This window comes from Pseudomonas sp. AF03-9, from assembly GCF_020515815.1.
Classification (GTDB): domain Bacteria; phylum Pseudomonadota; class Gammaproteobacteria; order Pseudomonadales; family Pseudomonadaceae; genus Aquipseudomonas.
In genome coordinates, this window is sequence record NZ_JAHPJF010000009.1 from 61,913 (window position 1) to 74,987 (window position 13,075).

A 13,075-nucleotide genomic window follows, 5' to 3' on the forward strand; every position below is an offset into this window, starting at 1 on the left:
GCACCTGCTCGGTTTTTCCCACTTGAAGCAGCACGCCTATGACCCGCTCCCCGTTCCGCCGTCTGGTGTTTGGCACCTTGCGCCGACTGTTGTACCTCTGGGTTCGCTCGGAGACGATCAACCAGTCGTCCCTTACCCTTAACCTCGACCGCAGTCGGCCGGTGTTCTACGTCCTGCAATCGCCCTCCCTCACCGAATTGGCCGTGGTCGATGCCGAGTGCACCAAGGCCGGCCTGCCGCGCCCGGTGCTGCCGGTATCGGTGGGCCCGTTGATGGAGCCGGCGGCGTTCTTCTACCTCACGCCCGAGCCGGACTGGCTCGGCCGCCAGGACAAGCGCGGCGCGCCGCCGACCCTGACCCGACTGGTCAACACCCTCAGCGAGCACGCCGAAGAGAATGCACAAATCATTCCGGTCAGCGTGTTCTGGGGCCAGTCGCCGGAAAGCGAGTCCAGCCCGTGGAAACTGCTGTTCGCCGACAGCTGGGCGGTCACCGGCCGCCTGCGCCGGTTGCTGAGCATCCTGATCCTCGGTCGCAAGACCCGTGTGCAATTCTCCGCGCCTATCAACCTGCGTGAGTTGATCGAGCACAATAAAGGCCACGAACGCACCGTCCGCATGGCCCAACGGATCCTGCGGGTGCACTTTCGCAACCTGAAGACCGCCGTGATCGGCCCCGACCTGTCCCACCGACGCAACCTGGTCAAAGGCCTGGTCAATATGCCGCTGGTGCGCCAAGCCATTGCGGACGAGGCCGAACGCGAAAAAATCGCCCCGGACAAAGCCAAGGCCCTGGCCCTGCGCTACGGCAACGAGATCGCGTCGGACTACACCTACACCGCGATCCGCTTCCTCGAAGTGGTGCTGAGCTGGTTCTGGAACAAGATCTACGACGGCATCAAGGTCAACAACATCGAAGGCGTGCAAAAGGTTGCCCAGGGCTACGAGGTGATCTACGTACCGTGCCACCGCAGCCACATCGACTACCTGCTGCTCTCCTACCTGCTGTTCAAGAATGGCCTGACCCCGCCGCACATCGCCGCCGGGATCAACCTGAACATGCCGGTGATCGGCAGCCTGCTGCGCCGTGGCGGTGCGTTTTTCATGCGCCGCACCTTCAAGGGCAACCCGCTGTACACCTCGGTGTTCAACGAATACCTGCATACCCTGTTCACCAAAGGCTTCCCGGTGGAGTACTTCGTCGAAGGCGGCCGCTCGCGTACCGGGCGCATGCTGCAGCCAAAGACCGGCATGCTGGCAATCACCCTGCGCAGCTTCCTGCGCTCTTCGCGCATGCCCATCGTCTTCGTGCCGGTGTACATCGGCTATGAGCGCGTGCTCGAAGGCCGGACCTATCTCGGTGAGTTGCGCGGCGCGAGCAAGAAGAAAGAGTCGATCTTCGATATTTTCAAAGTGGTCGGCGCGCTCAAGCAGCGCTTTGGCCAAGTCGCGGTCAACTTCGGCGAGCCGATCAAACTGGCGGAGTTCCTCGACGCCGAGCAACCGGACTGGCGCGCCCAGGAGCTGGGCCCGAACTACAAACCGGCATGGCTCAACGAAACCACCAACCGCCTCGGCGAGCGGGTGGCCCGCCACCTCAACGAAGCCGCTGCGGTCAACCCGGTCAACCTGGTGGCCCTGGCGTTGCTCTCAACCACACGCCTGGCCCTGGATGAACAGGCCATGGCACGCCAGTTGGACCTGTACCTGGCGCTGCTGCGCCGCGTGCCCTACTCGCCCCACACCACGTTGCCCGAAGGCGATGGCCTGGCGCTGATCAAGCACGTCAAGGACATGGATCTGCTGTCGGAACAGAGCGACGCCCTCGGTAAGATTGTGTACCTGGGCGAGCAAAACGCTGTCCTGATGACCTACTACCGCAACAACGTGCTGCACATCTTTGCCCTCCCGGCATTGCTCGCCAGTTTTTTCCAGAGCAGCTCGCGGATGAGCCGCGAACAGATCCTGCGCTACACCCACGCGCTGTACCCGTACCTGCAATCGGAGCTGTTTATCCGCTGGTCGCTGGATGAGCTGGACAGCGTGGTCGACCAGTGGCTGGAAGCCTTCGTCGAGCAAGGCCTGCTGCGCTTCGAGAACAACGTGTACCTGCGCCCGGCCCCGAGTTCAACGCACTTCGTGCTGCTGACGCTATTGTCCAAGAGCATCGCCCAGACCCTGCAACGCTTCTACATGGCGATCTCGCTGCTGCTCAACAGCGGCCAGAACAGCATCAGCGCCGAGGAGTTGGAGGACCTGTGCACGGTGATGGCCCAGCGCCTGTCGATCCTGCATGGCCTCAACGCACCGGAGTTCTTCGACAAGAGCCTTTTCCGACATTTTATTCAGACGTTGCTGGAGCAAGATGTGCTGCGCCGCGATGAAGCCGGCAAGCTGAGCTACCACGACCTGCTCGGCGAACTGGCCGAAGGCGCGGCCAAGCGCGTGTTGCCGGCGGAAATTCGCCTGTCGATCCGCCAGGTCGCACTGCATCGCGTCGATGGCGCGGCGCAAACGCCGCTCGAACCTGACGCCCCCACGCCTGAAGAAAGCCGCTAGATTGAATAAGGCGCCGGGCGGTTTCCGGCGCCGTTGACAAGGAGCAACACCATGAAAAAGATCATCCTCCTCGGCCTCACCGCCCTGCTCGGAGCCTGCCAATCCATGACGCCCGCCCCCAAGGCCAGCCTCGATGGCGAAGTGTTCTACCTGCAACGCATCGCCCTGCCGCCCACCGCCATCTTGAGTGTCAGCCTGCAAGACGTGTCCCTGGCCGACGCGCCAGCCGTGACGCTGGCGGAGCAGAAAGGCCCGGTCAAAGGCCAGGTGCCCCTGGCGTTTCACCTGAGCTACGACCCAGCACAGGTCAAGCCTGGCCACAGTTATTCGGTCAGCGCTCGCATCGAAGTGGATGGCAAGCTAATGTTTATCACCACCGAACGGCACTCTGTGCAGCTCAACGGCCAGGACCCGCAACCCCTGCGCTTGCGCGTTGACGCCGCGGCCCACTGATAGCCTCCAGAACACACGCCCCATCAAAAGGAAGCGCCCATGCTCCGCAACTCCCTTCGCTTTACTGCCCTGTGTGCCGGCCTGCTGCTCGGCGCCAACGCCATGGCCCTGGACCTCAGCAGCCTGTCCCAGGGCGACGCCAGCGGCGGCCTGAAGGACGCCCTGACCCAAGGCGCACAGATCGCCGTGAAACAACTGGGTGTACCGGGAGGTTTCAGTAACAATCCGCAAGTGAAGATCGGTTTGCCGGGCAAGTTGGGCAAAGTGGCCGACAAGCTGAAGATGTTCGGCATGGGTGACCAGGTCACGCAGTTGGAAACCAGCATGAACAAAGCTGCGGAGTCCGCCGTGACCCAGGCCCAGCCGATCCTGGTAAATGCCGTGAAAAACATGAGCGTGACCGACGCCAAGGGCATCCTCAGCGGCGGCCAGGACTCGGCCACCCAATACCTGAACAAAAGCAGCCGTGAGCAGATCCGCGCCAAGTTCCTGCCCATCGTGAAAGCGGCGACCGACAAGGTCGGCGTGGCCCAGCAGTACAACGCCCTGGCCGGCAAGGCTGCGGCGTTTGGCGCAGTGGACGCAAAAAGCGCCAACGTCGAAAACTACGTGACCGAGCAGGCGCTGGATGGCTTGTTCAAGATGATCGCGCAACAGGAAGAAACCATTCGCAAGAACCCGGCGGCCGCGGCCACCAGCCTGGCGAAGAAGGTGTTCGGCGCGCTGTAAACGTTGGAAGGATCGCTCCCTGCAACGGGGAGCGATCTAATGCAGGACCGATTCCGCCAACCGCCCCACCATCAATGTGGCAAAGCAGCCAATCGCGATCGAGGTGGCGCGGTTGATCTTCAACGGCGTCAGCCAGGCCTTTTGAATCCCTTCGAAGCGACTGCCCAGCACAATCCACGCCGACCCTACCGGGATCACCACCAACACCAGGGTGAGCATGAACCCGGCATAGCCTGGCAACGTGGCAAAGGCGCCGACCGGCGCGATGAACGACACGATCAACAGGCCTTTGGGATTCATCACCGTCAGCCAGAAGAAATACAGCCCGGAGAAACGGTCGCGGCTCGGGTCGGCCGCGCTGTTCTTGCGTTGCCAGAGTTTGTACGAGACATACAGCAGGTAACACGCCGCCGCCAGTTGCGTGGCCTTCAACGCCCATGGCGAATACGCCGCCAGATACAGCAAGGCCACACCCCACAGCGAAACCTGCAGCAGGTAGGCCAGGCACTCGACAAATGCCAGTTGCCACGAGGCCCGCCAGCCGAACAACAGCCCTGCGCGAAACAGCAGGGTGTTGGTCGGGCCAGGGGCAAGCAATAACAACATCAGGGCTGAAACAGTGGCCAACATGATTACGCGACGTCCTTCCTCACTCGGAACCACGCAGCATACAGGGCCGGCAGGAACAATAGGGTCAACGCCGTCGCCACAATCAACCCACCCATGATCGCCACTGCCATCGGCCCGAAGAACACGCTGCGCGACAGCGGGATCATCGCCAGCACCGCCGCGAGGGCGGTGAGAACAATCGGACGGAAGCGTCGGACGGTAGCTTCGATAATGGCCTGCCATGGCGCCAACCCGGCCTTGATGTCCTGCTCGATCTGGTCCACCAGGATCACCGAGTTGCGCATGATCATGCCCGACAGCGCGATGGTGCCAAGCATGGCCACAAAGCCGAAGGGCTGGCGGAACACCAACAGGAATAGTGTCACGCCGATCAGGCCCAGCGGCGCCGTCAGAAACACCATCGCCGTACGTGAGAAGCTGCGCAGTTGCAGCATCAGCAAGGTCAGCACCACCACGATAAACAGCGGTACGCCGGCTTTGACCGAGTTTTGCCCACGGGCAGAATCCTCGACGGTACCGCCGACTTCCAGCAAGTAGCCATCCGGCAGTTCGGCGCGCACGCCTTCAAGGGTCGGCTGGATCTGCTGGACCAGGGTCGCCGGTTGCTCCTTGCCATAGATGTCGGCGCGGATCGTCACCGTCGGCAGACGATTGCGGTGCCAGATGATGCCCTCTTCGAAGCCGTATTCGAGGGTGGCGATTTGCGACAGCGCCACACTTTTACCGTTGTCGGTCGGCACGGCGAGGCTTGGCAGCAGCGACAACTCGGTGCGCTCGTGGACGGTGCCGCGCAGGAGGATTTCGATCAACTCGTTGTCCTCCCGGTATTGGCTGACGCTGGAACCTGTCAGCGAACTCTGTAGGAATTTCGACAGATTGGCGGTGCTCACACCGAGGGCGCGGGCGCGATCCTGGTCGATATTGAGGTAGACGATCTTGCTCGGCTCTTCCCAATCCAGGTGCACGTTGGCCACGTGGGTATTTTCGCGAACCTTGGCCGCCACTTTCCGCGCCAGGGCGCGGACTTCTTCGATGTGTTCGCCAGTCACGCGGAACTGCACCGGGTAGCCTACAGGCGGGCCGTTTTCCAGGCGCGTGACCCGCGAGCGTAGCTCGGGGAATTGTTCGTTGAGGGTTTCGATCAGCCAGGTGCGCAGGCTTTCACGTTCCTCGATGGTTTTGGCCAACACCACAAACTGGGCGAAACTGGCGGCCGGCAACTGCTGGTCCAGGGGCAGGTAGAAACGCGGCGAACCGGTGCCTATGTAAGCCACGTAGTTGTCGATACCGGCGTGATCCTTGAGCAGCGCTTCCAGACGTTTGACCTGCTCGGCGGTGTTGCTCAGGGAGGTGCCTTCGGCCAGCTTCAGGTCGACCATCAGCTCCAGGCGACCGGAGGCCGGGAAGAACTGTTGCGGCACAAAACGGAACAGCGCCACCGAGCCGATAAACAGCAGCAGGGTCAGTACGATCACGGTTTTACGCCGGCGCACGCACCACTCCACCAAACGTCTTACACGCTGGTAGAAGGGGGTTCCGTAGGGATCAGGACCGTCGGCACCATGTTTGGCCGCATGAATCTTCGCCAGGTCCGGTAGGAGTTTTTCCCCCAGGTACGGCACAAACACCACGGCCGCGACCCAAGAGGCCAGCAAGGCGATGGTCACCACCTGGAAAATCGAACGGGTGTATTCACCAGTGCTCGACTGCGCTGTGGCAATCGGCAGAAAACCCGCGGCGGTGATCAAGGTACCGGTGAGCATCGGGAACGCAGTGCTGGTCCAGGCGAAACTCGCGGCCTTGAGCCGGTCATAGCCCTGCTCCATTTTGATCGCCATCATTTCCACGGCGATGATCGCATCATCCACCAGCAGGCCCAGGGCCAATACCAATGCGCCGAGGGAGATCTTGTGCAGGCCGATCCCGAGGTAATACATACTGGCAAAGGTCATCGCCAGCACCAGCGGAATTGCCAGGGCGACCACCATGCCGGTGCGTACACCGAGGGAGAAGAAGCTGACCAGCAACACGATGGCCAGTGCCTCGGCCAGGACCTGGACGAATTCGCCGACACTGGTTTTCACCGCAGCCGGTTGATCCGACACCTTGCGCAGCTCCATGCCTGCCGGAAGGTTCTTCTGCAGGCGTGCGAATTCGCCTTCAAGCGCCTTGCCCAGCACCAGGATGTCGCCGCCGTCGCGCATGGCCACGGCCAGGCCGATGGCGTCCGCGCCCATATAGCGCATGCGCGGTGCCGGAGGATCGTTGAAACCCCGGTGGATGTCGGCGACATCGCCGATACGGAAGGTGCGGTCACCCACACGAATCGGGAAGTTGCGGATCTCTTCCACCGTCTTGAAATTACCCGACACCCGCAGTTGCACGCGTTCGGTCGGGGTTTCGAAGAAGCCGGCGGTAGAGACCGCGTTCTGTTCTTGCAACGCCTGCTGTACCGCCGCCAACGGCAGGCCGAGGGTCGCCAGCTTGAGGTTGGACAACTCGATCCAGATCTTCTCGTCCTGTAGGCCAAGCAACTCGACCTTGCCCACATCCGGCACGCGTTGCAGTTGAATCTGGATACGGTCGGCGTAGTCCTTGAGCACGGCGTAGTCAAAACCATCGCCGGTCAGGGCGTAGATGTTGCCGAAGGTGGTGCCGAACTCATCATTGAAAAACGGCCCCTGGATGTCCGGTGGTAAGGTCTGGCGGATGTCGCTGATCTTTTTGCGCACCTGATACCACAGCTCGGGGATCTGCGCCGAGTGCATGGAGTCGCGGGCCATAAAGGTGACTTGGGATTCGCCGGGACGCGAGAAGGAGACAATGCGCTCGTAGTCGCCGGTCTCCATCAGTTTTTTCTCGATGCGCTCGGTGACCTGGCGCGAAACTTCCTGAGCCGTAGCGCCGGGCCAGTTGGTCTTGATCACCATGGCCTTGAAGGTGAACGGCGGGTCTTCGCTTTGCCCCAGCTTGGTGTAGGACAAGGTGCCGACCACTGCCAGCAGGATCATCAGGAACAGTACGATCTGGCGATTACGCAACGCCCATTCGGAAAGATTGAAACCCATCGGGGACTACTCCTTGGCCGCCAGATTCACTATCCGGTTGGAGCGATCCACCGGGCGCACTTGCTGGCCCTCATGGAGCACATGCACGCCGGCGGCGATCACCCAATCAGTGGGACTCAAGCCTTCCAGCACCGGCACGGATTTTTCGCCGAACGCACCGATGCGCACCGGGGTGCGTTTAAGCGTGTTGTCTGCCTGTACACGCCACACGTAGGACGCACCGTTCTCCGCACTGAGGGCAGACAACGGCACCGACAGCGGAATCACACCGTCAGCCTGTATGAAAACCCGCGCACTCTGGCCCAGTTCGGCAGGGACTTTGCCGCCGGTAAATGCCACACGCGCGGCAAAGGTGCGCGATTTCGGGTCGGCTGCTGGCGACAGTTCACGGATACGCCCGGCGAAACGCTGATCCGGCTGGCTCCACAATTCGACGGACACCGGCTGGCCGATCTTGAACCGGGCGAAGCCTTGCTCGGGCAGGCTGATCAACACTTCACGCTCGCCATCGGTGGCCAGGGTGAATACGGTCTGGCCGGCGGATACCACCTGGCCCACTTCCACTGCGCGCTTGGCGACCACACCGTCCTGGGGCGCGCGCAACGTGGCGTAACCGGCCTGGTTGCTCGACACGTCGAACTCGGCCTTGATCTGTTTGAGACGTGCTTCGCCGGATCGGTAGAGGTTTTCAGAATTGTCGTACTGGGAACGGCTGACCATCTGACGGTCCATCAGGGTCTTGTAGCGATCACGCTCGGCGCGCACCAGGCTCAGGTTGGCCTCGGCGGCGGCGACCTGGGCGCGGGTGGCTTCCAGTTGCAGGCGCACATCCTGAGGGTCCAGCTCGGCCAGCGGCTGATTGGCCTTGACCCGCTCGCCCTCCTCGACCAGGCGCTTGCTGACTTTGCCGCCGATGCGAAAGGCCAGGTCCGGCTCATAGCGCGCACGGACTTCACCGGGGTAGCTGTCACTCGCCTGCGCCGAAGGCTGCGGCTGCACCACCATGGCCGGGCGGATAACGGTCTGGGCCGCTTCTTCATGGCCGCAAGCGGCCAAGAGGAACGCCAAGCTGGCAGGCAACGCAAGGGGCAGGAAAGTGCTGCGCATGCTGAAGGACCTTTCGCAAATGGAGCTAGGAATAATTATACTGGCCAGTATGTTATTAATACCAAACTCACCAGTCCAGTATTAAAGGTGTAAATGTCCGACAATCCTGCCAACACCAATAGCCCCGGGCGTCCCAAGGACATGGCAAAACGCCAGGCTATCCTCGAAGCAGCGAAAATCCTGTTTTTGAGCAATGGTTACGCCAGTACCAGCATGGATGCTGTCGCCCTTGAGGCCGGCGTGTCGAAACTGACCGTCTACAGCCACTTCACCGACAAAGAGACCTTATTTACCGCCGCCGTGGTCGCCAAGTGCGAGGAACAATTGCCGGTGATGTACTTCGAGTTGCCCGCCGACATGCCTGTGGAAACGGTGCTGTTGAACATTGCGCGGGGCTTCCATCGGCTGATCAACAGCAAGGAATCGGTGAACCTGCATCGCCTGATGATGACCACGGGCAACCAGGACGTAAAACTCTCACAGATCTTCTTCGAGGCGGGGCCAATGCGCATGCTGCAAGGCATGGAGCGCTTGTTGGGCAAGATCGACCAAAGTGGCGCGCTGAGCATCGACAAACCGTTTACGGCGGCCGAGCACTTCTTCTGCCTGCTCAAGGGCACGGCGAATTTTTGCTTGTTGTATGGCTGTGGCGGGCCGTTGAGTGAGGAGGCGGCCGAGGAGCATGTGCGGGAGGTGGTGGGGTTGTTTATGCGGGCTTATCGGGCTTGAAGTTTTGTGGTGGCTGGGCGGTCGCTTTCGCGAGCAAGCCCGCTCCCACATTTGGCCGCATTCCAAAATTGGAACTCGGTCAAATGTGGGAGCTGGCTTGCCTGCGATGAGGCCCTAAGGGCCAATGAACATTCAGCCCTTGAGCGCCTTCTTCGGGTAGATGTCATACCGGCTGGACTTGCCATCCAACGCATGGCTCGGCTTGGGCCCCTCGATACACGGTGCCTTGCGCGGCCGTTTCACCACCACCCTGTGGCTGGCCAACGCCAGTGCCGCTGCGAGCAATGCCGGGGCATCCGGATCATCCCCCACCAACGGCCGGAACAGGCGCATTTCCTTCTTCACCAGGGCAGTTTTCTCACGATGCGGGAACATCGGGTCGAGATAGATCACCTGGGGCGGCTCGCCCTCCCAATTACGCATCACCTCGATGGAGTTGCCCTTGAGCAGCTGCATGCGCGCCACAATCGGTGCCACCTCAAAATCATCCGCGCCGCGCGCCAGGCCGTCTTCAAGCAAGGCGCCGATCAACGGCTGGCGCTCGATCAGGCTCATTTCGCAGCCCAGGCTCGCGAGTACAAACGCGTCCTTGCCCAGGCCCGCGGTAGCGTCCAGCACCCGTGGGCGCACGCCTTGGGCGATGCCCACGGCCTTGGCAATCATCTGCCCGCTGCCACCGCCATACAAACGCCGGTGCGCCGCGCCACCTTCAACAAAATCCACGCGCACCGGCCCCGGTGCATCCGGCCCGAGCTGTTGCAGCTGTAGGCCCTGTTCACCGACTTGCAGGGAAAAATCCGCATCCGCCTGCTGCAAAGGCAGGCCAAGCCGCGTCGCCCATTGCTCGGCAAGGGCCTGGAAACCTTCGGCCAAGGCCTCGACCCTGATGCGGCTGGCCGCTGGTTGTTCGCTCATCGATCGCTACGCTCAAAAATATTAAGGATCGGCAAATACCGGCCGATAAAAACAACAGTCAGGTATTTTGCCAGAGCTGAGCGTCGACCGAGAAAAATGTCAGACATTCTTCCCCTAACCATCGGTGTACTGCCGACCCACAACCACTACGGCCTGCGCAATACCCAAGCGCTGGCCGGGGTGAGTCATGTGTGGCAGGACTTCTTTGCCCGGGCGTTGGCCGAGCAGCTCGGCGACACGCCGGGCGCGCTCGCCGCCCAGGCGCCTGCACCGCTGGACCCGGAAGTTGAACCCAGTGCCGGCGCCGACCTGCTGTCGCAGATCCTCACCCAGCGTGAATGCGACGTGAAAGACACCGAAATCGCCCCGCCTGAGCCGTTGTTCCTGCCGATTGCCGAGTTCGAGACCGAACTGCTGCCGCCGGCTGCGACACCATTGCCCGAAGAAGAAATCGTCGCCCAACAGCGCCAGCAAAACTTCGAAAGCGGCTGGGTTCGCCCAATCGTGCTGAGCGCCGGCCAACCGCTGCCGGAACCCGGCCCGGCGCCCGAGCCCCGCCCGCTGCACCTGCCGATTGCCGAGTTCGAACTGGACCTGCTGCCACCGGCCGCCACGCCGTACCCGACCGAAGAACTGCTGGCGCAACAAAAGGCCCTGGACTTCGATTACCACTGGGCTCGCCCGCTGATCACTCAGAACCTGCGCCTGGCCGCCTGATTCAGCGCTTGAAAAACTCGTTGGCCTGGTTGAACGGCATCTTGCGTTCAGTGAAGGTAAACGTCCCCAACTCATACACTTCCTGCGCTGCGCGATAAAACTCGCCATAGGCTGCCAACGCCATGGCTGAGCCGACGCTGATCCGTCGCACGCCCATCGCACTCAACTGCGCCACGCTGAGGTTCAAGCCGCCGGACATCAACACGTTGACCGGCTTGGGCGCCACCGCCTTGACCACCGCCAATACTTCCTCGGCACTGCGCAGGGCTGGCGCGTAGAGCACGTCGGCACCGGCTTCGGCGTAGGCTTGCAGCCGGCGGATGGTGTCAGGCAAATCCAGACGACCATGCAGGAGGTTTTCCGCACGGGCGGTCAGGGTGAAGGCGAATGGCAGGCTGCGCACGGCAGCAACGGCGGCTTCTACACGCGCCACAGACAGGTCAAAGGCATAGATCGGCTCAGCGGCGATGCCGGTGGCGTCTTCGATGGAGCCGCCGACAATGCCCGTGGCCGCCGCACGCAGGATGGTCTGGGCGCAGCCTTCAGGGGTGTCGCTGAAGCCGTTTTCGAGGTCGGCGGCCACTGGCAATGGGGTGGCTTGGGCAATCAGCGTGGCATTGACCAATGTGTCGTCCAGGGACAACGCCCCTTCCGCATCCGGCCGTCCGAGGCTGAACGCATAGCCTGCGCTGGTGGTGGCCAGGGCTTCAAAGCCCAGGCTGGCGAGCATCACGGCGGAGCCCGCATCCCATGGGTTGGGCATCACGAAGGCACGATCACGCGCGTGCAAGGCCTTGAAGGTTTCGGCGCGAAGGGCTTGGGCATCCATGTCTGACTCCTGGCGATAAAAGGAGCCCTAGAGTAACCCCAGTTGCTCCACTTCAGGCGCTCGATTCAGGGTCGGCAGGGGTGGCAGGCCGGGCAGGCGCGCCATCAATTGTTCGTGAAAGCGCAGGGCCAGTTGTGCGGCCAGGCGGTTGTCCGAGGTGTGCAGGAAGATGTACGGCGTGCGGCCCTCTTCGATCCAGAAGGCGATTTTTTCCACCCACGGGACCAGGAACGGGTCGTTGGCTTGCAGTTCGGGATGACCGATGAAACGTACTTGGGGAAACAGGGTCAACGCCGCCGGACGTGGTGGCACCTTGGGTTTCTTCGACTGGGCATGCAACACCGCCGCCGAAGTCGACGTGCAGCTGAACAGCGCACGCGGGTCCAGGCAGATGCGCTCCACGCCTCGATCACGCAACAAACGGTTGAGCGTGCGCTCGGCGTCGCCCTTGGCGAAGAACTCCGGGTGGCGCACTTCAACGGCCATCGGGCGTTCAAGGCCGTCGATAAACCCGACCAATTCGGCAAGGCGCTGCGGCGCAAAGCCTGCCGACAACTGCAGCCACAGCGGCGAAACACGCTCCCCCAGCGGGCTCATCAGGCCGACAAAACTTTCCGCCGCCGGCAGTTGCTCACGCAAGTCGCCAGCATGGCTGATGTCACCGGGGAACTTCGCCGTGAAGCGAAAATCGGCAGGCATGATCTCGGCCCAGCGCTGTACCGTGGCGGCCGAGGGGCGGGCATAAAACGTGGTGTTGCCTTCAACGGCGTTGAAGACTTGGGAATACAGCGCGAGGTAATCGTTGGAACGTGCGTCGGCCGGGTACAGGTATTCGCGCCAGGCGTTTTCACTCCAGGATGGGCAACCGATGAAGTAAGGCAGGCGCATCAGATGTGGATGTCGAGGCCCAGCACTTCCATATCCCATTCGACAAAACCGGCGGTGGTCAGGTAGCTGGCCAGGGCGGTCGCGACGCTTTTGCTCATGGAGCGCGGGAAGACCATGTCTTGCTGACGGGCGGGAAGGCCGCTGATACGGGCTTGGGAGCTGGATTGCGCATCGGATTGGACTTCGATGAAGTCCGGCGAATCCTCGACGGAGTCGTCCACCGTAGCGTTTGCCTTGCGCGGCTTGCGCTTGATTGGATAGGACGGTGAGGAAAAGCCATCAATACGCATAGGCGCGAACTCGCTATCAGTAATGGCATTTTAGTGGCGCAATCCGTAGCGCGCAAATGCTCTGGTGATAACTAGAACACATAATTTGAAAAAGGTTTAAAACCTCGGGCAAATTCTGACGATTGGCGTTTTTTGTCAGAAAATACCCGCACTTTTGGCGTC

12 protein-coding genes are annotated in these 13,075 nt (G+C 61.7%); 5 read left to right on the top strand and 7 right to left on the bottom strand.

Annotation, left to right across the window (positions count from 1 at the left end; translation table 11 throughout):
- Positions 1-38: 38 nt before the first annotated feature.
- Genes plsB through LIY36_RS12925 form a run of 3 tightly spaced genes read left to right on the top strand, consistent with a single transcriptional unit; the run spans position 39 to position 3,740 of the window.
- Positions 39-2,558: a glycerol-3-phosphate 1-O-acyltransferase PlsB gene (gene plsB / locus LIY36_RS12915; RefSeq protein WP_226455885.1), complete on the top strand. Its 2,520-nt coding sequence runs from the start codon at positions 39-41 to the stop codon at positions 2,556-2,558.
- A gap of 51 nt (positions 2,559-2,609) precedes the next feature.
- A complete protein-coding gene (locus LIY36_RS12920; RefSeq protein ID WP_192299365.1) occupies positions 2,610-3,011 on the top strand; it encodes a YbaY family lipoprotein in 402 nt (133 codons plus the stop codon).
- Between the two features lie 39 nt (positions 3,012-3,050).
- Positions 3,051-3,740 (top strand): DUF4197 domain-containing protein, encoded by a 690-nt coding sequence (locus LIY36_RS12925; RefSeq protein ID WP_226455886.1) that lies wholly within the window; start codon positions 3,051-3,053, stop codon positions 3,738-3,740.
- Positions 3,741-3,776: 36 nt separating this feature from the next.
- On the opposite strand, the gene LIY36_RS12930 is transcribed toward LIY36_RS12925, so the two are convergent.
- Genes LIY36_RS12930 through LIY36_RS12940 form a run of 3 tightly spaced genes read right to left on the bottom strand, consistent with a single transcriptional unit; the run spans position 3,777 to position 8,545 of the window.
- On the bottom strand, positions 3,777-4,370 hold the full coding sequence (locus tag LIY36_RS12930; RefSeq protein WP_192299367.1) for a LysE family translocator: 594 nt from the start codon (positions 4,368-4,370) through the stop codon (positions 3,777-3,779).
- Positions 4,371-4,372: 2 nt separating this feature from the next.
- On the bottom strand, positions 4,373-7,438 hold the full coding sequence (locus tag LIY36_RS12935) for an efflux RND transporter permease subunit (protein ID WP_226455887.1): 3,066 nt from the start codon (positions 7,436-7,438) through the stop codon (positions 4,373-4,375).
- Positions 7,439-7,444: 6 nt separating this feature from the next.
- The gene (locus LIY36_RS12940) at positions 7,445-8,545 is read right to left on the bottom strand and encodes an efflux RND transporter periplasmic adaptor subunit (protein ID WP_192299369.1); all 1,101 of its coding nucleotides are present in this window, start codon (positions 8,543-8,545) and stop codon (positions 7,445-7,447) included.
- 93 nt (positions 8,546-8,638) lie between these two features.
- Here LIY36_RS12940 and LIY36_RS12945 point away from each other — a divergent pair, with 93 nt between their 5' ends.
- On the top strand, positions 8,639-9,274 hold the full coding sequence (locus tag LIY36_RS12945; RefSeq protein ID WP_192299370.1) for a TetR/AcrR family transcriptional regulator: 636 nt from the start codon (positions 8,639-8,641) through the stop codon (positions 9,272-9,274).
- Positions 9,275-9,406: 132 nt separating this feature from the next.
- On the opposite strand, the gene LIY36_RS12950 is transcribed toward LIY36_RS12945, so the two are convergent.
- Positions 9,407-10,189: a class I SAM-dependent methyltransferase gene (locus tag LIY36_RS12950; RefSeq protein ID WP_192299371.1), complete on the bottom strand. Its 783-nt coding sequence runs from the start codon at positions 10,187-10,189 to the stop codon at positions 9,407-9,409.
- 96 nt (positions 10,190-10,285) lie between these two features.
- Here LIY36_RS12950 and LIY36_RS12955 point away from each other — a divergent pair, with 96 nt between their 5' ends.
- On the top strand, positions 10,286-10,906 hold the full coding sequence (locus tag LIY36_RS12955) for an energy transducer TonB (protein WP_226455888.1): 621 nt from the start codon (positions 10,286-10,288) through the stop codon (positions 10,904-10,906).
- Between the two features lies 1 nt (position 10,907).
- Here LIY36_RS12955 and LIY36_RS12960 read toward each other — a convergent pair whose 3' ends face one another.
- The 3 genes from LIY36_RS12960 to LIY36_RS12970 are packed head-to-tail and all read right to left on the bottom strand — an operon-like array spanning position 10,908 to position 12,913.
- Entirely contained in the window at positions 10,908-11,735 is an 828-nt protein-coding gene (locus LIY36_RS12960; protein ID WP_226455889.1) for an isocitrate lyase/PEP mutase family protein, read from the bottom strand.
- A 27-nt stretch (positions 11,736-11,762) separates the two neighbouring features.
- On the bottom strand, positions 11,763-12,623 hold the full coding sequence (locus LIY36_RS12965) for a DUF72 domain-containing protein (protein WP_226455890.1): 861 nt from the start codon (positions 12,621-12,623) through the stop codon (positions 11,763-11,765).
- Entirely contained in the window at positions 12,623-12,913 is a 291-nt protein-coding gene (locus LIY36_RS12970; protein ID WP_226455891.1) for a hypothetical protein, read from the bottom strand. The genes LIY36_RS12965 and LIY36_RS12970 overlap by 1 nt, the downstream gene beginning before the upstream one ends.
- Positions 12,914-13,075: the final 162 nt, after the last annotated feature.